Annotated in this window: 16 protein-coding genes and 1 pseudogene; 9 read left to right on the plus strand and 8 right to left on the minus strand. The window is 74.1% G+C overall.

Features of this window, described 5'->3' with window-relative positions; all coding sequences use genetic code 11:
• Position 1 precedes the first annotated feature (1 nt).
• From ACFV4G_RS07355 to ACFV4G_RS07365, 3 genes are all read right to left on the minus strand, one after another.
• The gene (locus ACFV4G_RS07355; protein ID WP_380437449.1) at positions 2–952 is read right to left on the minus strand and encodes a hypothetical protein; all 951 of its coding nucleotides are present in this window, start codon (positions 950–952) and stop codon (positions 2–4) included.
• Positions 953–1,154: 202 nt separating this feature from the next.
• Entirely contained in the window at positions 1,155–1,757 is a 603-nt protein-coding gene (locus ACFV4G_RS07360; protein ID WP_380437451.1) for a hypothetical protein, read from the minus strand.
• Positions 1,758–1,766: 9 nt separating this feature from the next.
• Positions 1,767–2,639 (minus strand): class I SAM-dependent methyltransferase, encoded by an 873-nt coding sequence (locus tag ACFV4G_RS07365; RefSeq protein ID WP_380437453.1) that lies wholly within the window; start codon positions 2,637–2,639, stop codon positions 1,767–1,769.
• Positions 2,640–2,750: 111 nt separating this feature from the next.
• Here ACFV4G_RS07365 and ACFV4G_RS07370 point away from each other — a divergent pair, with 111 nt between their 5' ends.
• On the plus strand, positions 2,751–3,341 hold the full coding sequence (locus tag ACFV4G_RS07370) for a DinB family protein (RefSeq protein WP_380437455.1): 591 nt from the start codon (positions 2,751–2,753) through the stop codon (positions 3,339–3,341).
• On the opposite strand, the gene ACFV4G_RS07375 is transcribed toward ACFV4G_RS07370, so the two are convergent.
• Both ACFV4G_RS07375 and ACFV4G_RS07380 read right to left on the minus strand, forming a co-directional pair.
• Complete coding sequence (locus ACFV4G_RS07375) at positions 3,334–3,501, minus strand: hypothetical protein (RefSeq protein ID WP_380437457.1); 168 nt, start codon at positions 3,499–3,501, stop codon at positions 3,334–3,336. The genes ACFV4G_RS07370 and ACFV4G_RS07375 overlap by 8 nt on opposite strands.
• Positions 3,502–3,613: 112 nt before the next feature.
• On the minus strand, positions 3,614–4,078 hold the full coding sequence (locus tag ACFV4G_RS07380) for a hypothetical protein (protein ID WP_380437459.1): 465 nt from the start codon (positions 4,076–4,078) through the stop codon (positions 3,614–3,616).
• A gap of 134 nt (positions 4,079–4,212) precedes the next feature.
• Between ACFV4G_RS07380 and ACFV4G_RS07385 the strand changes: the two genes are divergently transcribed.
• From ACFV4G_RS07385 to ACFV4G_RS07400, 4 genes are all read left to right on the plus strand, one after another.
• A complete protein-coding gene (locus ACFV4G_RS07385) occupies positions 4,213–5,211 on the plus strand; it encodes a hypothetical protein (protein WP_380437461.1) in 999 nt (332 codons plus the stop codon).
• 93 nt (positions 5,212–5,304) lie between these two features.
• The gene (locus ACFV4G_RS07390) at positions 5,305–6,519 is read left to right on the plus strand and encodes an SUKH-4 family immunity protein (RefSeq protein WP_380437463.1); all 1,215 of its coding nucleotides are present in this window, start codon (positions 5,305–5,307) and stop codon (positions 6,517–6,519) included.
• 225 nt (positions 6,520–6,744) lie between these two features.
• Positions 6,745–7,119: a hypothetical protein gene (locus ACFV4G_RS07395; protein ID WP_380437465.1), complete on the plus strand. Its 375-nt coding sequence runs from the start codon at positions 6,745–6,747 to the stop codon at positions 7,117–7,119.
• A gap of 298 nt (positions 7,120–7,417) precedes the next feature.
• Positions 7,418–8,179 carry a MerR family transcriptional regulator gene (locus ACFV4G_RS07400; RefSeq protein ID WP_380437467.1) on the plus strand — a complete coding sequence of 254 codons (762 nt, stop codon included), beginning with the start codon at positions 7,418–7,420 and terminating at the stop codon, positions 8,177–8,179.
• 233 nt (positions 8,180–8,412) lie between these two features.
• On the opposite strand, the gene ACFV4G_RS07405 is transcribed toward ACFV4G_RS07400, so the two are convergent.
• Together ACFV4G_RS07405 and ACFV4G_RS07410 are read right to left on the minus strand one after the other, a co-directional pair.
• Positions 8,413–10,812: an FtsX-like permease family protein gene (locus tag ACFV4G_RS07405; RefSeq protein WP_380437469.1), complete on the minus strand. Its 2,400-nt coding sequence runs from the start codon at positions 10,810–10,812 to the stop codon at positions 8,413–8,415.
• A gap of 100 nt (positions 10,813–10,912) precedes the next feature.
• Entirely contained in the window at positions 10,913–11,623 is a 711-nt protein-coding gene (locus ACFV4G_RS07410) for an ABC transporter ATP-binding protein (protein WP_380437471.1), read from the minus strand.
• A 238-nt stretch (positions 11,624–11,861) separates the two neighbouring features.
• Here ACFV4G_RS07410 and ACFV4G_RS07415 point away from each other — a divergent pair, with 238 nt between their 5' ends.
• The 4 genes and pseudogenes from ACFV4G_RS07415 (at position 11,862) to ACFV4G_RS07430 (ending at position 16,594) form a co-directional block, all read left to right on the plus strand.
• Positions 11,862–13,328, plus strand: coding sequence for a histidine kinase (locus ACFV4G_RS07415; RefSeq protein WP_380437473.1), 1,467 nt, complete (start codon positions 11,862–11,864; stop codon positions 13,326–13,328).
• Positions 13,280–13,939, plus strand: coding sequence for a response regulator transcription factor (locus tag ACFV4G_RS07420; protein WP_380437475.1), 660 nt, complete (start codon positions 13,280–13,282; stop codon positions 13,937–13,939). Before ACFV4G_RS07415 ends, ACFV4G_RS07420 begins: the two co-directional genes overlap by 49 nt.
• A gap of 755 nt (positions 13,940–14,694) precedes the next feature.
• Positions 14,695–15,639, plus strand: a pseudogene (locus ACFV4G_RS07425) (isopenicillin N synthase family dioxygenase); the annotation flags it as partial.
• Between the two features lie 199 nt (positions 15,640–15,838).
• The gene (locus ACFV4G_RS07430; RefSeq protein ID WP_380437477.1) at positions 15,839–16,594 is read left to right on the plus strand and encodes a MerR family transcriptional regulator; all 756 of its coding nucleotides are present in this window, start codon (positions 15,839–15,841) and stop codon (positions 16,592–16,594) included.
• A 144-nt stretch (positions 16,595–16,738) separates the two neighbouring features.
• On the opposite strand, the gene ACFV4G_RS07435 is transcribed toward ACFV4G_RS07430, so the two are convergent.
• Complete coding sequence (locus ACFV4G_RS07435; protein ID WP_380437479.1) at positions 16,739–18,916, minus strand: 3-hydroxyacyl-CoA dehydrogenase NAD-binding domain-containing protein; 2,178 nt, start codon at positions 18,914–18,916, stop codon at positions 16,739–16,741.
• Between the last annotated feature and the right edge of the window lie 33 nt (positions 18,917–18,949).

Below are 18,949 nucleotides of genomic sequence, written 5' to 3' on the forward strand. Positions count from 1 at the left end.
CTCACACCACCGCCACGCGCTCGGCGGCCTCGCCGACCTCGCCGATCTCGCCGATCTCGGCCGACTGCGCGACCTGCACGACCTGGGCAACCTTGGCAACCCGCGCAGCCTGAAGGGCAGCAACGGGCTCGGCGGGACGGCGGCGCCCGCGCGGGTGCACCTCCCCGAGCGGATGCACCGCCCCGGCGGCGCCGGACGCGCCAGGCAGGCGGCGCACACGTCCGAACGGCTCCGTCCCGACGACCGCTCCGGCCACCTCCCCCAGCGGGTGCACCCCGTCGGAGGCGTCGGCCGCGCCGTTTTCGAACGCGTCCGTCTCCCCTGCGCCCCCCGCGGGCTCGCCGACCGGGCGGGCCGCGCCGTGCTCGTCCGGGAGCCAGAGGCGGGCGGTGCGGCCGGGGGCGGCCGAGCCGCGGCCCTCGGCCACCACCTCCACCTGCCGCCCGGCGAGCTGCCCGTACCCGTCCCCCAGTCCGAACCAGCGCCCGGAGCGCACGCCCAGCCGCAGGGCAGCCCCCGGCCACGGTCCGGCCACCAGCAGCACGCAGCCGCTGCGCCGCAGGACCGCCGCCAGCCGGGCGGCCAGGCGGGGCGGGACGGGGCCGTCCGGGCGGAGCATCACCAGTTCGACGGCGCCGGCCAGCACCGACACCACCTCGGCCCAGTGCGGCCCGGGGTCGTCCGCGACCAGCAGTCGCCGCAGGTCCAGCCCGTACCCCTCGGCGGCGGCGAGCCCCAGGTCGGGCAGGCCGACGGCCGCCGCCCAGCCGCCTCCGGTGTCCTTCGCCCCGGCGGCGAGCGCCAGGAGCAGCCCGGCGTCCCCGCCCGCGACGGACACGGCGGTGCCCCGGCGCAGCCCGCCTTCCGGCAGCAGCTCCCGCAGGGCGGGCACCACCGGCAGCAGTCCCCGTTCGGCGGCCGTGGCCTCCGTCGGCGCAGCCGTCGGCACCACCGGTCGGAGCGTGGGCCGCCCTCCGGTGGATTCGAAAACGGGTTCGATAACGAGCACACCCCCAGGATCGAACATTCGTTCGCAAAGATTCAAGTCCGAATAGGCCACCCCATCCGTCACGCTCCGTATTGCCGGGGGCATAACAAGCAGCGCCGAAAGGCGAGGTGAGAGCCGTGCGCACGGCCTCCGCGCCCTGCAAGCCTCAGATCGGGAGCCCGACGATCCCCCACCCGCGCCGCTCGGCCTCGCCGACCACTTCCCCCCACCCGGACAGCAGCCCCGCGAAGTCGTCGAAGCCCTCGATCCTGCCACCGGGGGAGGCCGCGAGGCGGTCGTACGGCTCCCGCACCCTCGGCAGGACCGGGACGATCTCCCGCCAGCGGCGGCTGAGCCGCGCCGTTTCAGCCGGGCCCCACGCGATCAGCGGCCCGGACCGCAGAACCGGGTCGTCGGGCGGGAAGACGCCGGCCTCCACCTGTTCGGTGTCGGTCTCGATCTCGGGCCCCCACCAGATCAGCGCCCCGAGGAAGTCGTCCAGCAGCGCCCGCGGCTCGCGTCCCACGCCGCGCCGGGCGTGGTCCCAGCCGTCCGCGGCGCAGAAGTGCGACTTGTACGAGCCGCTGATGCCAGCGAACTCGAACCGTCCCAGCCACGACGGGCCCGGCTCGAACCACACCCAGCCGGCGTGGACGACGCGGTCGTCGTCCGGGTACGCCGCGTCCTGGAGTGCGTCCGCCCGGTCGTCCGGCGCGATGCCCATGAGGTGGTCCCAGTCGACGACCAGGACCGTGATGTCAACACCCATGCGGCGAGGCTAGGGCACGCCGACGGGCCGCCAGACGAACACCTCGGTGGCCGGCTGACGGACCGAGAAGCGGCCCGCCGCGGAGGCGCGGGCCAGGAGCCTGCGCAGGTCGGCCTCGAACGCCGCCCGCCCGGGGCCGAACAGGTGCGGCGCCGAGAAGGACATCGAGAACACCCCGGCCACCACGTCGTCCACCGTCCGCTCCAGCACCAGCCCGCCGGGGACGACCACGCGCTCCGGGCCCGCGAAGCCCGCCCGGGCGAGGACGGCGGACTCGTTGCCGGGAGTGCCAGCGGCCAGGAGACCCCGGCCCGCACGCCGGACCGGGCCCAGGTAGCGGCGGACGAGCTCGCCGATCGCCGCGTCGGGGACGGGCGGGTGCGGGAGGCCTTCGGCGGGGCGGGGGTCGCGAAACTCCGCGCCAGGTTTCAGGTCCGGCTTCAGGTCCGAGACGTGCACGAGCGCTCCGCCGGGACGCAGCATGCCGCGGACGGTCGCCGCCACCAGGTCGCGGTCCATCCAGTGGAAGGACTGGCCGAACGTCGCCACCGTGAACGTTCCCAGCCCGGCCGGAAGTTGCTCCGCCCGGATTCGCAACCAGGTGCTGCGGCCGGCCACTTCGGCCGCCTTCGCCGCCCGACGGGCCGCGGCGATCATCCCGGCGTCCGGATCCACCCCGGCGACCTCCTCGAACCGGTGCGCCAGCAGCAGCGCCAACGTCCCCGGCCCGCAGCCCACGTCGAGCAGCCGCCCCCGGCCGTCCAGCCGCAGCACCCCGGCCAGCGCGTCCGCCAGGCCGGGCGCGTAGGGCAGCCTGCCGCGCTCGTAGTACGCGGCCGTGCCCGCGAACAGCGTCTCGTCCCACGTCCAGCCGTCGATCATGGCCGCCGCCTTCCAGGGTTCGCCCGCCTCGGATCCGCGGATGTGACGCTACGCCACATCCGTCCGGCGAAAACCGGTGGACAGCCCCGGGGCCGTCCACAGACTGGTCCCATGACCGCCACCGACCCCAAGGCCGATCTCCGCGTCTACCTCCAGGACGCCCGCGACGTCCTGCTCTGGAAGCTCGACGGCCTCTCCGAGTACGACCTCCGCCGCCCGCTCACCCCGACCGGCACCAACCTGCTCGGCCTCGTCAAGCACCTCACCGGCGCCGAGGCGCTCTACTTCGGCGACACCTTCGGCCGCCCCTTCCCCGAACCCACCCCGCTCTGGATCACCGGCGCCGCCGAACCGAACGCCGACCTCTGGGCCAGGGCCGACGAGACCACGGAGGACGTCGTCGGGCGCTACCGCCGGGCCTGCGCGCACGCGGACGAGACGATCGAGGCGCTGCCCCTCGACGCGGTCGGCCAGGTGCCGTTCGGCGCACGGTCGAAGCAGACGCTCCACCGGGTCCTGGTCCACATGGTCTCCGAGACCCACCGGCACGCCGGCCACGCCGACCTCGTCCGCGAACTCGTCGACGGCGCCACCGGCCAGCGCCCCGACGGCGCCAACACGGCTCCGGGCGACGCCCCTTGGTGGGCCGCCCACCACGCCCGCGTGGAGCGCGCCGCGCGGGACGCCGCCGGGCTCAGCTGACCTCGGCGTCCGCAGCGAGCCTGAGACCGGCGGCGGCGAGGCGCCGGGCCGTGGTCACCCGCAGCAGCCGGCTGCCGAGCAGGCTGTACATGGCCAGATGATTCTCGTCGATGCCGCTGACAGTGCTGGCGCCGACGTCGGCGTCGGCGTCGTCGGTCATGTGGCGCTCCATCAGTGGGCATGGGTGCGGGTGTGCTTCCACAGGCCCCTCACCCTGATCGGGGTACGAAACGGGATTTGATGGGCCATTGCCTACGTCCGCCGAGCGCCGGCTACACGTACCGGCGCGCCGTCGCGACGAAGGCGTCGATCGACTCCCGGCTGCCGTCCCGCCGGGCGGTGACGTCCTGCCGGTCCACCGCCCGGTCGATCCTGCCGATCCGCTCGAAGGCCTCCCCGGCAACGGCCAGAAGCTCGGGCTCGTCAACGAGCAACTGGAGCTGGAACAGGGCCCGCTGCGCCCCGGAGCGCGTCTCGAACGACCGCTTGCGCAACTCGACCTCGTCCTCGGCGTCACGCCCCTCGTGCACGCAGAACCAGTGGTGCAGTGCGGCCTGCCGGTACTCCACGAGCAGTCCGGCGTACGAGCCGAAGGTCTCCAGCCGCTCTTGCCGACCGCGCTCCAGGCGGGCGTTGTACTCCGTGCGGAGTGCGGCGCGCCGCTGGAAGACGTGCGTCACCGTCGACCCCAGGAGCGTGCCGAGCACCGCGATGATGCTCGTGACCATGGCATTCATGCCGCATATGCGACCAGACGCCCCAGGGGCACCGACCACGGAGGTGGACGGGGTTCACGGCACCCCGCTTGCGGGCAAGCCACCCTCCAGCCGTATCCCCAACCTCACGGGACAGAACACCTAGGCTTCCCGGCATGACGATGCAGGGCGTGGAACTGACCGCCCGCTGCGACGCGTGCGGGGGCACGGCTACGCGGTGGGTGCGGCAGTTCGTCCAGGAGCGGGGGCCTAGGCAGGGGCGAGGCCCGGGCTGGGAGCTGTGGTGGGACTCCGAAGGGTCCTGCCGGGACTGCGGCGCCGCCTGGTGCGAGCACGCGGGGCCGGAGCCGGCGCCGGAGGCCGTCCGGGAAGCGCTGCTGACCGCGCACGGGCCGTTCCGGCTGCGGCCGGTCGGGGCTTCGGTCGATGCGGTGGCGGCACTGCGGGTGTTCCGGACCTTTCGGGCTTCCCCGGTGCTCCCGGAGGGCGACGGGGCCGTCTCGCTCGGTCGGGGGCGTGAACTGCTCGGCGAGTTCCGTGATTTCGGCCTGGTCGGGACGGAGGTCGAGATGACCGTCCTGGGTCTGCTGCTGCTGGATCACGGCGTTCCGGCCGAGGTGTCGACCGGCCCGGGGCGGGCATACCGGTACGTAGGACCGCCGGAGTTGTGGGGTGGCGGCGGACCGGGTGGGCAACTGGTGCGGACGGAGCCCGAGTTTGCCGACTGGCTGGGCGAACGGACCGCCGCGGAGCTCGCGGAACCGTTCACCTTCGTCGTCGACCTCGCCGGCTTCCTGCGCCTCGCCCCGCGCCGCAGTGAGCACGTGGTCTGCGCGGGCGGCGAGTTGGTGCTGAGCGCCGGGGAGGTCCGTTTCGAGCGGGGTGACGACGCGGGCTTCGACGGCTGGACGGCCGAGGAGGTCAGCAACCAGTCCACCGGGTACTGTCCGGACGTCGTGTCCTGGCCTGCCGTCGCCACGGCGCTGGAGCGGATCGGCGTGCGCCGCCCGGGCGGCTTCACGCACGGGATCGTGTTCCGGCGCTGCCCGGGCTGCCGGGGCGTCAACGTCGTCCGCGAGGGCTCCTTCGTGTGCGTGTTCTGCGACGGCGACCTGCCGGTCCGGTGGAACGTGGACGACGGATCACGGGTGTAGTGCGGGCCCGGTGCGGGGGTGTCGGCGGCGGCCGTTAGGGTCGGGGTGGTCAGCCGGGGTGGTCGGGGGTCGTACGGGGAGGGTGGTGGGCTCGTGGGGCACGGGCTGGTGATGGCCGGGGAGCTTCCGGCCGGGGTGGTGCACACGGGGAGCCGGGAGTTCCTGGAGCGGGAGGGCCTGCCGCGGACGGGGGCGTTCCTGGACTTCGGGCGCTTCGGGGACGGACCGCTGGAGTCGGTGGAGCTGTCGTCGTCTGCGGAATCGTCCGCCTTGGCGGAGGCCGCCGGGGCCCCGGCCATTGGAGCCCAGGCGGCCGGGCCGCTGTTCGTGCTGGGCGAGACGGAGTACTGCGCACCGTTCGCGCGCGCCGGGAACACGGTGCTGCTGGACGGCGTCACCGGCGAGGTGTTCCTCGCGAAGCCGTCGGGCGAGCACCTGGACCGCGACCTCTTGGCCTCCGACCTGCCCGCGCTGGCCGCGATGGTGCGGGAGGTCGAGTCGGTGGCGGAGACCGCCCGCCGGCCCGAGGCGCTGGACGGGCGGCGCGGTCCGGCCGTCGTGGCCGAGGTGATGGCGGCGGCGGACCGCCGGCTGCGGGAGCTCGACCCCGGGCTGTTCGGCCGCTCGGACGTCCCGCCCGCGCACTGGGGCACGACGCTGCTGGTGCGGGCCCTGGGCTGGGGCGCGCTGCCCGGCGGCCCGGACGGGCCCGCGTACGAGATCGGCGCGGACCTGGTCGCGGAGATCGCGACGCTGACGGACGAGGGCCTGGTGCATCGCTACCGCCCCGAGGAGCTGCCGCCCGGCCTCGTGCACGAGCCGACGCGCCGGCTGCTGACCGGGATCGGCCTGCCGCTGGGCGGGGCGATGTTCGGGGTGTCCGAGGAACCGCTGGTCACCATGGGCGAGGCGTACCCGGAGTACTTCGACGGCGAGGAGGAGCGCCCCTACCAGCGCGACTTCGTCGCCCTCGGGCACTGGCCGACGGACCTCGTGATCGCGCTGGACGGCGCGACCGGCCTGCTGGAGCTGCCCGACTGGTACGACGACGGCGAGCCCGAGGCCTACCTCAACCGCGACCTCTCCGCCCTGCTCTACTCGCTGTGGACGTACGAGCGCATGCGCGCCGAGTGGGAGCGCTGGGACTACGGCCTGGGCCGCGACACCTGGGCGGTGTTCGACCCGCAGTCACTGCTGAGCACCGCCGTCGACGGAGTGGTCGAGGCCCTCGACCCGGAGGCGTTCGCGCCCGGGCGGTCGTGGCGGCTGCTCGCCGAGGACGCGCACATGGGCGGCCTGCTGGGGTGAACCCGGGCCTGGGGCGGCTGCTGGGGTGAACCCGGGCCTGGGGCGGCTGCCGTCACGGGATTCGCGGCCGCCCTGCGGGAGCGGCCCCGCGGCGGTGCGAACACGAAAGGTGGCCGCCCCGCCGCACGTCCTGCTCCGCGCCCTGCCACACGCTGCGCCGCACAATCCGAGGCACACCCTGCGGCGAACCGGTCGTGCCTGCTCGCAGGCCGGTACGCTGCCTCGGTGACGAACATCCGTACGGCGACCGCGCGAAGACGGGCGGTCCTGCTCGGCGTCGGCGCGGCACTGTCGCTCGTCGGCGCGGGCGTCGTGTACGGGGTGCTGTACGCACGGTCACTGGACTTCGCGGAGCGCTGCGAGCGGGGCCTGGTGACCGGCAGCGGACAGCTGCTGGAGACGGGCGCCTCGTGGCTCCCGCCCGACGCGTGGTGCCGGTTCGAGGACGGGAGTGTGTCCACCACGCCGTTCTGGGCACTGCTGCTCTTCTACGCACTGCTGACGACGGCAGTGTGGGCCCTGACCGCCCTGGCGCGGGTCCGCCGTCCGCACCCGCTGCCCGGGGCTGAGTGGCAGGTGGGACACGGGCGGGGCTGGTAGACGCCGACGGAGCTGGTAGGCGCGGACGAATTCCTCCTTCAGACGTTTTGGAGAACGTTTTTGACGTCTCGCCAGGTGCGCCGGTGGTGCGGCTCGGCAGGCGGTCCCCACACTCGTGCGGACGGCGGACCGCTCGAAGCGGCGCCCTGAAACGACGCCCTGAAACGACACCGCTGCCACGAAGCAGCGTCGCCGACTTGAAGTTGCCGCAACGGCAGCTCCTACCGTCGTGACCAGGGCCGGAGGAACCGGCCCGGGAACGGCGAACGTACGGGAACACAACCTGGAGGAGGCGGCCATGGCCTGGCCGATCGCGGAGGTCGCCCGGATGTCGGGCGTCACCGCCCGGACCCTGCGGCACTACGACGAGATCGGGCTGCTGCCCCCGGCGTGGATCGGCTCCAACGGTCACCGCTACTACGAGGAGCGGCAGTTGCTGCAACTGCAGCAGATCCTCGTGCTGCGGGCGCTGGGCGTCGGGCTGACCGAGATCGCCCGGATCCTCGGCGAGCAGGTGGACGAGCTGGAGGCCCTGCGCGGCCACCACCACTGGTTGGTCGCCGAGCGGGACCGGCTGGACGGCCTGGCCACCATCGTCTCCCGCACGATCGCCGAACTGGAACGATCCAGGAAGGACGGCACACCCATGACCAGCATCAACCGCCCGGAGAACCTGTTCGAGGGCATCCAGCCCACGGACGTCGCGGAGAGCCTCCGCGACTTCCCCGAGCACGCGGAGGCCGCCTTGCGGGCGACCGCCACGATGTCCCCGGCCGAGGTCGAGGCCGGCCAGCGCGAACGGACCGCGCAGATGATCCGGCTCGCCGAGTTCATGACGGACGGCCTCCCGGCCGACGCCGAACCCGTGCAGACCAAGATCGACACGGAGTACCGGGCCCTCATCGCGCTCCGACCGGTCCCCGTCGAGGAGTACCTCGCGATCGCCCGGTCCTGCGTGGAGCACGAGCAGTGGCACGCCGTCTACGAGGCCGTCGCCCCTGGCCTGGCCGCCTACCAGCGGGCCGCCATGGAGGCCTACGCGGCGGCGCGGCTCTCCTGAGCCGGTCCTGCGGGTAACAGCCGGTCGGGGCGGCCGGTGGAAGGCCACGACTGATCAGGACGGTCAGGGCGGTCGATGATGGCCGGTCAGGGCGGTCGGCGCGGTGGGGCGGTCTGGGGCCGGTCTGGGGCGGTCGGTGGCGGTCGGTGGCAGGCCACGACCGCGGGACGCTGCTCGGGCCGGGCCGCCGCTCCGGCCGCCCCGAGCAGCGACATCCCGGCCCGGCGGCGGCCTCACTCGGTGCGCAGCGCCGTGACCGTCCGGGTGCGGGCCGCCCAGGTCGCGGGCAGGAGGGCGCCGATCAGCGCCAGCACCAGGCCGCCGAGTATCAGCGGCCCCACCACCGAGGGGGCGAACACGGCCAGGTCCGCCTCGGGCACCCCGACCCCGGCGGCGCTCGCCGTGGCCGGCATCACCCAGTGGTGCACCAGGATCCCGATCGGCACTCCGACCAGCCCGGCCACCAGCCCGCTCCCGCAGACGGAGGTGAGCACCATGCCGACCGTCTGCCGGGGCGACATCCCGAGCGCCTTGAACACCCCGAGGTCGTGCACCCGCTCGCGGGTGTCCAGCAGCACCGTGTTGAGAACGCCGAGGCCGGCCACCGCGATCAGCAGCAAGGTCAGTGTCCCGGCCAGGGTGTTCATCGCGAGGACGACGAGGTTGAGGTGCGTCCCACCAGGCTCGGCGCCGAGCCCCAGTGGCCGGACGGCGGCGTCGAGCCCGTCCGCGTACGCCTTGGCATCGGTGCCGGCGGTGAGGTCGATGTGGTAGGCGATCGCTTCGGCGTGGACGGGCGAGCCCAGCGCGGTCGGCGCGGCCCGGTCGACGAAGACCAGGTCGTTGGTGGCCAGCACCTCGCCGGTGATCCGCACCGGGGTGGAGCGCCCCTGGTCGGTGAGGGTGATGGTGTCGCCCACCTTCGCCTGGTTGGCCCGGAGGTAGCCAGAGCCGACCACCGCCTCGCCGGGGCCATTGAACCAGCGGCCCGAGACCATCTGGTAGCCGCTCCAGGAGGCGTCGCCGGAGAAGGCCACCACTTCGGAGCGGGCGGTGTTCCCGGCCACCGCAACCGAGGTCGGAACGGTGCTGTACCAGGCCCGGGTGCCGGGGCGGGTGTCGATCGCCCCGGCCACGGCTGCCTCGTCCACGTGGTCGGGGGCCTTCACGGAGCCGTCGATCGGGGCCTCCACCACGACCTTGCCCGCGTGCTCGGCCGTCAGGCCCTCCTGGAAGCCGGTGAGCGAGAGCGTGAGGCCGACGCAGAGCGTGACCCCTGCGGTGCCGAGCACCACGGCGGCGGCGGTGGTCGCCGAGCGGCCCGGTCGGTTGAACGGACTCGCCAGCCCGAGGCTCAGGGCGCGCGGCAGCGGCAGTCGGCCGATCAGCCGCTGGACCGCGGCCACCGGGCCCGAGCCCGCCGCACCGCCGCCGCGGGCCGTGGCCCGCTTGGCGCCCGGCGCCGTGCGGCCGACCGCGAGCGCCTCGACCGTGCGCAGCCGGCCGGCGCGCAGGGCGGGCACCAGTGCGGTGGCCACCACGGCGGCCAGGGCGACGGCCGGCACCGCGAGGTCCACCCAGAGCGGTATGCCGAGCAGGCCGCCGTGCAGGGCCTTGTGGGCCAGCCCGAGGACGGGGACGGAGAGCACGTTCCCGCCGAGCACGCCGAGCGCGGTGCCGATCCCGGCGGGGATCAGCGCCTGGCCGACGTAGGCGCGAGCCACTTGGGCCGGGGTGAAGCCGAGCGACTTGAGGATGCCGATCCGCCGGGTCGCCGCGCTGACGGCGCCACTGACCACCACCCCGATGATCAGCACCGACATGGCCAGGCCGAGCACCCCGAAGGCCGTCACGAACGGGACGAAGGTCGCCGCCGTCCGGTTGGCCTCCGCCTGCGCCGGTCGGTAGGAGGTGGCCGTGGTGAGCGCGCCGGGCGGCGCCGCGGCGACGAGCGCGGCGACGAGCGCGGCGTGATCCGCATCGACCTCGGCGTCGGTGGCGGCGTGGGCGAAGCGGTAGAGGTACTGCTGGGCGGGCACCATACCGGGCGCGGTCAGCGCGGGGACCTGCCCGGGGGCGACCCAGCCGTCCGCGCTCCAGGAGACGGAGGAGGCGATGCCGACGACCTTGAGGGTCGGCCGGCCTGGCAGGTCGGGGAAGGCCATGCTGTCGCCGACGGCCAACGGCGAGTGGCCGTCCAGGAACACCACCTCACCGGGGCCCGCGACCCACCGGCCCATCAGCATGTGCAGGTCGTCCATCGGACCGCCCTGCTCCCGGCCGACCAGCGTCAGTGGCGGGAGCGGGCTCCCGGGCGGCGGGATCCGGGTGTCCGGCCCGGACCGCGCCTGCACCGTGACCGCCGGGTAGGGGCCGGCCGAGGCCGTCACACCGGGGACGTGCTCGGTCGCCGCGAGCTGCGCGGGACTCGCCTTGGCCGGGTCGTACAGCACGTTCAGGTGTGCGCCGCGCTGGTCGGCGAAGGAGCGCTGGTAGGGCCCCTGCGCGGCGACCAGCAGCCCCATCGCGAGGATGCACGCCGTCACGGACATCATCGTGGTGAGGACCATGACGAGCGTCTGCACCCGCTTGCGCCCGACCCCGGCCCGAACCACCTTGCTCAGCGCGCTCATGCGCCCACCTCCCTTCCGTCGGCAGGGGCGATCGCCCACCCGCGCCGTCCCGTTCTCCGCTCTCCTCCGGCCCCCGGTCGGGGGTGACCCCACCGCCGGCTCACCGCACACCTCCGGTGACGGGCGCCGCGGTGTCCCGGACGAGTCGGCCGTCGAGCAGTTCGATCGTCCGGCTCGCGCAGGCGTCGGCGAGCGCGGTGTCGTGGGTGACCAACAGGATCGTCTGGCCCTCCGCGTTGAGTTCGGTGAGCAGGCTCCGGACGTCGGCGGCCGAGGCCGAGTCGAGCGCCCCCGTCGGCTCGTCGGCCAGCAGGAGCGGCGGACGGTTCATCAACGCCCGGGCCACCGCGACGCGCTGGCGCTCGCCGCCGGAGAGCCGGCCGGGGAAGGCGGTGGCGTGCCGGGCCACCCCGAGCCGCTCCAGCAGCTCACCGGCCCGGGCCCGGGCCTTCTCCCGCCGCATCCCGGCCAGTTGGGCCGGGAGCAGCACGTTGTCCTCGACGTTCAGGTCGTCCAGGAGGTTGAAGAACTGGAAGACCATGCCGATCCGCGTCCGTCGGTACTCGGCCAGCGCGGCCTCGCCGAGCTCGTGCACGGCGACGCCGTCCACCACCACGCCGCCCTCGCTGGGCCGGTCGAGCCCGGCGATCAGGTTGAGCAGCGTCGACTTGCCGCTGCCGGAGCGGCCGAGCACGGCCAGCGCCTCGCCGGCCCCCACCTCGAGGTCGAGCCCGGCCAGCGCGGCACGGGCGGCGTCGGATCGGTCGTACGTCTTGCCGACGCCGCGGATCTGGATGATCGGCGTACTCACGGGCCCTCCACTGCTCGGGGTCCGGCACCGGAAGGCCGGTGCCGACTGACGGAACACGACGCTACGAACCGGGGCCCGGGTCCGGACAGCTGTCTAGGCGGCGTCTCTGAGGTGTATTCAGATACACCTGGTTTTCGGGGTTCAGACCTAGAGCGCCGCAGGTGGACGGCGCTGCAGACTGGCTGCCGACCGATCGACCGGGGGGCTTGCGGGCCGCCATACGGAGAGGAGGCGCGGGATGAGGACCGATGCCGGGACGAACACGAACGTGGTGACGCGGGCCACCGCGCGGGCAGAGGGCGCCGTCGTGGCCGGCGTACGGGCGCTCTACGCGGTCACGCTGGGCGTGACCGGGCTGGTCTCGCTGGCCGCCGGGCCGGTCCTGCTGGCCGCCGCGCTGCTCGGCCCCGACGACTCGGGCGGGCGCTCGCCGGGCGGGCCGCTGATCCTGCTCGTGCCGCTCGGGCCGGTGGCCCTCTGGGCCCTCTGCTGGGCCACCGGGGGCGGGGGCCGGGCGGTCGGAGCCGCCCTGGCCGCACCGGGCGCGCTCGCGGTGATGGCCACCCACCTGTACGGCGGCGCGGCGCCCGGCGGCCGCTCCGGCTCGCTCTGGCTGGCCCCGGCGATGCTCGTGTTCGGAGTGCTCGGCGCGCGCTGGGTCGCGGCGGAGACCAGGCGCGTCGTCGGGAAGTGGAGCGGCCGCCCGGTCCCGGTGCCGTACCGCCGCGCCGCCGGCACCGATCCGTGGCAGCGGCTGCTGTCCGGCGGCTGGCTGACCGACCCGGCGACCTGGCGGGACCTCGCCTGGACGGCCCTCAGCGGGCTCGCCTACCTGTTCACCGCCGCGTTCGTCGTCCTCGCCCCGGTCTCGCTGGAGGTCCTGGGGCGCAACGGCCCCCTGGTCCACCTGGGAGTCGTCTACATGATGGGGCTCTGGGTCGCTCCGGTGGCCGCCCTCTGGGCCGCCCCTCCGGTCCTGCGGCTGCACGAGCGGGCCGCGCGCCTCCTGCTCGGGCCCTCCCGGCGGGCCGAACTGGCCCGCCAGGTCAGCCATCTGACCCGGACGAGGGCGGACACCATCGACGCCGGCGCCGCCGAGCTGCGCCGCATCGAGCGGGACCTGCACGACGGGGCCCAGGCCCGGCTGGTGGCGCTCGGCATGCTGCTGACCGTCGCCGACCAGCTGGTGGAGGACCCGGTGGCGCTGCGCCCCCTGCTGGCCGAGGCCCGGCTCTCCTCGGTCAAGGCGCTCGGCGAGCTGCGGGACCTGGTCCGCGGCATCCACCCGCCGGTGCTCGCAGACCGTGGCCTGGCCGACGCCGTCCAGGCCACGGCACTGGACCTGCCCCTGCCGGTCACCTTCGCCGGCGCACTGACCGGCCGCCCCCCGGCGCCGGTCGAGTCCGCCGCCTACTTCGCGGTCAGCGAGCTGCTGGCCAACGTGGTGAAACACGCGGGCGCCTCACACGTGTGGATCGAGATAGGGCACAGTGACGGGTTGCTGCGGATATCGGTGACCGACGACGGGCGCGGCGGCGCCGACCCGTCCCGGGGCACCGGCCTCAGCGGTACCGAACGCCGACTGGCCGCGTTCGACGGGGTGCTCGCGATCAGCAGCCCGCCGGGCGGTCCGACCATCGTGAACCTGGAGATCCCGTGCGCGTTGTCATCGCCGAAGACCTCTTCCTCCTCCGGGACGGGTTGACCCGGTTGTTGGAAGCCAACGGCATGAAAGTCACGGCAGCCGTGGAGACGGGTGAGGACCTGCTCGCCGCGGTGGCCGCCGACCGGCCGGACATCGCCGTGGTCGACGTACGGCTCCCGCCCGGCTTCACCGACGAGGGGCTGCGCGCTGCCCTGGCGGCCCGTCAGGCCCACCCGGGGCTGCCCGTGCTGGTGCTCTCCCAGTTCGTCGAGCAGCTGTACGCCCGCGAGCTGCTGGCGGGCGGCAGCACCGGGGGCATCGGCTACCTGCTCAAGGACCGGGTGATGGACGGCGCCCAGTTCATCGACGCGGTACGGCGGGTCGCCCAGGGCGGCACCGCGATGGATCCGGAGGTGATCACCCGACTGCTCACCCACAACTCCTCGGCCGGCCCGGTCGCGACCCTCAGCCCGCGCGAGCGGCAGGTGCTCGCGCTGATGGCCGAGGGCCGCTCCAACGCCGCGATCGCCCAGCAACTGGTGATCACCGAGCGCGCGGTCGCCAAGCACACGGCGTCGATCTTCGTCCGGCTCGACCTCCAGCCCTCGGACGACGACAACCGGCGGGTGCTGGCCGTCCTCGCCTTCCTCAACAACGGGGAGAAGAACTGAACGACCGAGAAACGAACCACCGAGAACCCGACGGCCGGCGACCCGACTGCCGCCGATCCGACCGCCGGCGACCCGACGACCAGATGTCCGACGACCGAGCACCGGGCGCCTGAGGACCGCCCGGCCGAGAGAACGGCTCCTTGACAAGAGCACAGAGAAGTAGAGAAGTGGGGACGAGCCCTCCGCCGCAGGGGGCTCGCCCGACACAGAACGGGTCATTTAGGCTGGTGACGTGCTCATCCTTGTTCGTCGTCGCCACGTGGACCTGCTCCGCGTGACGAGCATGTCCTGTCGACGCTCCGGCTGAACCTCGCGCCACCACCCTCAGGGCGGCCCCAACCGGGCCGCCACCACCACCCGGCACCCGGAGCACGCGCCGCACCAGGCCACCGCTCCGCCCTCCCCCGGTCGACCACCGGGACCGGCCGGGACGAGACCCAGCGGATGTCACCCATGACGCAGCAGCACACCCTGTCCCACCTCCAGTCACTCCCGGTGATCGACCTCTCGCTCGCCGACGGCGGTCCCGAGGACCGCCGCCGCCAGCACGACGAGCTCCGCGGCGCCCCCCCCCCCCGCCGGGGGGTGGCACCCCCAGGCCCCCGCCAAAAACCCCCCCCCACACCCCCGCGGACCCCCACCAAGGCGGGCCGGGTAGCGCCCCCCCCCGCCCCCACAACCCCCGCCCCCCCCACACTCCCCCGGGGCCACCCCAACCGGCCCCCCCCGGGGGGGGCCCCCCGCCCCCCCCCCGCCTGCACGACGAGCTCCGCGCCGCCGCCACCGGCGTCGGCTTCTTCCAGCTCGTCGGCCACGGCATAACCCCGGCCGAGACGGCCGCTCTCACCGAAGCGATGCGGGCCTTCTTCGCCCTCCCCGAGGCCGACCGGCTCGCCGTGAGCAACCTGAACTCCCCCCACTACCGCGGCTACACCCGCACCGGCGACGAGCGCACCGGCGGCAGCCAGGACTGGCGCGACCAGCTGGACATCGGTGCCGAGCTGCCCCCGCACGTCCCCGGCCGGGGCGAGCCGCCGTACTGGTGGCTGGAGGGTCCGAACCAGTGGCCCACGGCGCTCCCCGAGCTGCGCACCGCGGCCCTCGGGTGGATCGACCGCCTGGGCTCCGTCGCCCGCCACCTGCTGCACGAACTCCTCACCGCGATCGGGGCCCGCCCCGACTTCTACGACGCCGCCTTCGCCGGCCACCCCCACCTGCGGCTCAAGCTCGTCCGCTACCCCGGCACCGCCCCGGACGGCGCCGGCCAGGGCGTCGGCGCGCACAAGGACTACGGCTTCATCACGCTGCTCCTCCAGGACACCGTCGGCGGGCTCCAGGTCGAGCGCCCGGACGGCACCTTCCTCGACATCCCGCCGCTGGAGGGCGCCTTCGTCGTCAACCTCGGCGAGCTGCTGGAGGTCGCCACCGACGGCTACCTCAAGGCCACCAGCCACCGCGTGGTCAGCCCGCCCGGAGCGCACGAGCGCTACTCGGTGCCGTTCTTCTACAACCCCCGCCTCGACGCCCACATCGAGCCGCTCGACTTCCCGCTCGCGCACCACGCCCCCGGCGCGACCGAGGACCCGGACAACCCGCTGTTCGCCGAATTCGGGCAAAACGAGTGGAAGGGGTACACAAGGGCCCATCCTGAGGTCACCCGCCGCCACCACCCCGGCCTGGCGGAGACCGCCTCCCGCTGAACCGGCCGTCGCCCCGCCCCGCCGGTCGCGTGCCCCAGAGCGGCAACGTCCCAAAACAGCAGGGCCCCGGAGCGGCAGTGTCCCGGATCGACAGTGATCCGGGTCGACAGCGCTCAAGGACGCGGTGGACCGGCGGGGCGGGCACTGTCACACTGCTGCTGTTACAGCATGAGTGTGCCAGCGCAGCGGGAGGCGGCGGATGGGGGAGCACGGGGCCGTGGCGGGTGAGGTCCGGCTGACGGTGGACGAGCTGGCGGCGCGGGCCGGGGTCACGGTGCGGACCGTCCGGTTCTACGGGACGAAGGGGCTGCTGCCGCCGCCCGAGTTGGGGCCGCGCCGCGTCGGGCTGTACGGCGTCACGCACCTGGACCGGCTGGGGCTGATCGAGGAGTTGCAGCGACAGGGGCTGACGCTGGCCGCGATCGAGCGCTACCTCGCCCGTCTGCCGGAGGACAGCACGCCGCTGGACCTCGCCATCCACCGCGCGCTGGTGGCCTCCTGGACCCCGGAGGCTGCCGAGGAGGTCGGACGGGAGCAACTGGAACGCCGGGCCGGGCGCGAGCTGTCCGAGGAGCAGGTGGACCGGCTCCTCGCGATGGGGGCGCTGGAACGGACGGCCGACCCGGAGGTGTTCCGGGTGGATCCGGGGCTGCTCCCGCTGGGGGTGCGCATCCTGGACGTGCCGATCCCGCTGGAGACGCTGCTGGCCGCCCGGGCCGTGGTGCTGGAGCACAGCCGGGCCACGGCCCGGGAGTTGCACCGGCTCTTCCGGGAGACGGTGTGGAAGCCCTATCGGGAGAGCGAACCCGCACCGGACGATCTGGTGCGGATGAAGGCGCTGACCGACCACATCCAGCCGATGGTGGCGCAGGCGCTCGTGACGGCGTTCCAGCGGTCGCTGCGCGAGGAGTTGGGTGAGGCCGTGCGTGACACGGCCCCACCCGCCCAGGACTGACGGATCCGTCGGCGCACCCGGGGGGCGCACCTCGGGAAGCGCCCGCGAGGCGGAGGACCTCCGCCTCAGGCAGCGCACCTCAGGCGGAGACCCCCGGCAGAGTCCTCAGCCGGAGACCCCTGGCAGAGTCCCCGGTCGGAGTCCTCAGTCGGAGAACGTCCGCCCCTCCGCCGCCATCCGCTCCAGCAGCGCGGGCGGCGCGAACCGCTCGCCGTAGGCAGCGGCGAGCTCGCGGGCCCGGGCCGCGAAGCCGGCCGGGCCGCCCTCGTAGCCGTTGATGTACTGGAACACACCGCCGGTCCAGGCCGGGAAGCCGATGCCGAGGATGGAGCCGACATTCGCGTCGGCGACGGAGGTCAGGACGCCCTCCTCCAGGCAGCGCACCGAGTCGAGCGCCTCGCTGAACAGCATGCGCTCCTTGAGGTCCTCGAAGGGCACCTCGGCGTCGGCGCGGGTGAAGTGCTCGCGCAGCCCCGGCCAGAGCCGCCCGCGCCGGCCGTCCTCGCCGTACTCGTAGAAGCCGGCGCCGCCGCTGCGGCCGGGGCGGCCGAACTCGTCGACCATACGGTCGACGACCGCGTCGGCCGGGTGCGGCGTCCAGGTGCCGCCGACCGCCTCGGTGGCGCGGCGGTACTCGTCGCGGATCTTGCGGGGCAGGGTGAGGGTGAGCTCGTCCACCAGCGAGAGCACCTTGGCGGGGTAGCCGGCCTGGGCCGCGGCCTGCTCGATGCTGGCGGGCTCGATGCCCTCCCCGACCATGGCGACGCCCTCGTTGAGGAACTGGCCGATCACCCGGGAGGTGAAGAAGCCGCGCGAGTCGTTGACGACGATCGGGGTCTTGTCGATCTGCCGGACGAGGTCGAAGGCGCGGGCGAGGGCCTCGTCGCCGGTCTGCGGACCGCGGATGATCTCTACCAGCCGCATCTTGTCGACCGGCGAGAAGAAGTGCAGGCCGATGAAGTCGCCCACGCGCTGCACGCCTTCGGCGAGCACGCCGATGGGCAGGGTGGAGGTGTTGGAGCAGAGCAGCGCGTCGGGGGCGACGACGCCCTCGATCTCCTGGAACACCTTGTGCTTGAGCTCGGTGTTCTCGAAGACGGCCTCGATCACCGCGTCGCAGCCGGCCAGGTCGGCCGGGTCGCCGGTGGGGGTGATCCGGGCGAGCAGCTCGTCGCGCTTGGCCTCGGTGGAGCGGCCCCGGGCGACGGCCTTGTCCAGCAGGCCCGCGCTGTAGGCCTTGCCGCGCTCGGCGGCCTCGACGCTGACGTCCTTGAGCACGACCTCGATGCCGGCCTTGGCGCACGCGTAGGCGATGCCCGCGCCCATCATGCCCGCACCGAGCACGGCGACCTTGCGGACCGTCCGCTTCTCGACGTCCTTCGGGCGGCCGGCGCCCGAGTTGACGGCCTGCATGTCGAAGAACAGGGCCTGGATCATGTTCTTGCTGGTCTGTCCGCAGGCCAGCTCGGTGAAGTAGCGGGCCTCGATCACCATGGCCGTGTCGATGTCCACCTGGGAGCTCTCGACGGCGGCGGCGAGGATGTTGCGCGGGGCCGGGTAGGGCGCGCCGGCCAGCTGCTTGCGCAGGTTGGCCGGGAAGGCGGGCAGGTTGGCGGCGAGCGCCGGGGTCGACGGGGTGCCGCCGGGGATCTTGTAGCCCTTGACGTCCCAGGGCTGGACGGCGGTCGGGTTGGCCGCGATCCAGGCCCGCGCCTTCGCCGTCAGCTCCTCCGGGGTGGCGGCGAGTTCGTGGACGATGCCCTGCTCCAGCGCCTGCGCCGGGCGGTACTGGCGGCCCTGGAGCAGCACCTTGAGCAGGGCGTCGGCGATGCCGAACAGCCGCACCGTGCGGACCACCCCGCCGCCGCCCGGCAGCAGGCCGAGGGTCACCTCGGGCAGGCCGATCCGGCTGGCGGGGGTGTCCAGGGCGATCCGGTGGTGGCAGGCGAGCGCGATCTCCAGCCCGCCGCCGAGGGCGCTGCCGTTGACGGCCGCGACGACCGGCTTGCCGAGGGTCTCCAGGGTGCGCAGCGCGCGCTTGAGCCGCATCGACTTCTCGAAGACGGCGGCGGCGTCCTCGGGGCGGGCGGCGGAGAGCATCCGGAGGTCTCCCCCGGCGAAGAAGGTCTTCTTGCCCGAGGTGACGACGACGCCGCGCAGCTCGTCCGAGGCGGCGAGGCCGGCCAGCCGCTCGACGACGGTGTCGAAGTCGGCGGTGAAGGCGTCGTTCATGGTGTTGACGGACTGGGTGGGGTCGTCGAGGACGAGGGTGACCACGCCGTCCTGGTCCTGCTCCCAGCGGATGGTGGTGGTGTCGCTCATGAGGTCAGGGTCTCCGGGGATCCGAGGAACGGG

Origin of the sequence: Kitasatospora sp. NPDC059747 (assembly GCF_042732955.1) — a bacterium.
In the GTDB taxonomy this organism is placed as follows: Bacteria; Actinomycetota; Actinomycetes; order Streptomycetales; family Streptomycetaceae; genus Kitasatospora.

What these genes read in the sequence shown, in the direction of transcription:
- ACFV4G_RS07360 (WP_380437451.1), bottom strand. Translation starts at nt 1,757, where the DNA reads ATGGGTGTTGACATCACGGTCCTGGTCGTCGACTGGGACCACCTCATG.
- ACFV4G_RS07365 (WP_380437453.1), bottom strand. Translation starts at nt 2,639, where the DNA reads ATGATCGACGGCTGGACGTGGGACGAGACGCTGTTCGCGGGCACGGCC.
- ACFV4G_RS07370 (WP_380437455.1), top strand. Translation starts at nt 2,751, where the DNA reads ATGACCGCCACCGACCCCAAGGCCGATCTCCGCGTCTACCTCCAGGAC.
- ACFV4G_RS07375 (WP_380437457.1), bottom strand. Translation starts at nt 3,501, where the DNA reads ATGACCGACGACGCCGACGCCGACGTCGGCGCCAGCACTGTCAGCGGC.
- ACFV4G_RS07380 (WP_380437459.1), bottom strand. Translation starts at nt 4,078, where the DNA reads ATGAATGCCATGGTCACGAGCATCATCGCGGTGCTCGGCACGCTCCTG.
- ACFV4G_RS07385 (WP_380437461.1), top strand. Translation starts at nt 4,213, where the DNA reads ATGACGATGCAGGGCGTGGAACTGACCGCCCGCTGCGACGCGTGCGGG.
- ACFV4G_RS07400 (WP_380437467.1), top strand. Translation starts at nt 7,418, where the DNA reads ATGGCCTGGCCGATCGCGGAGGTCGCCCGGATGTCGGGCGTCACCGCC.
- ACFV4G_RS07405 (WP_380437469.1), bottom strand. Translation starts at nt 10,812, where the DNA reads ATGAGCGCGCTGAGCAAGGTGGTTCGGGCCGGGGTCGGGCGCAAGCGG.
- ACFV4G_RS07415 (WP_380437473.1), top strand. Translation starts at nt 11,862, where the DNA reads ATGAGGACCGATGCCGGGACGAACACGAACGTGGTGACGCGGGCCACC.
- ACFV4G_RS07430 (WP_380437477.1), top strand. Translation starts at nt 15,839, where the DNA reads ATGGGGGAGCACGGGGCCGTGGCGGGTGAGGTCCGGCTGACGGTGGAC.
- ACFV4G_RS07435 (WP_380437479.1), bottom strand. Translation starts at nt 18,916, where the DNA reads ATGAGCGACACCACCACCATCCGCTGGGAGCAGGACCAGGACGGCGTG.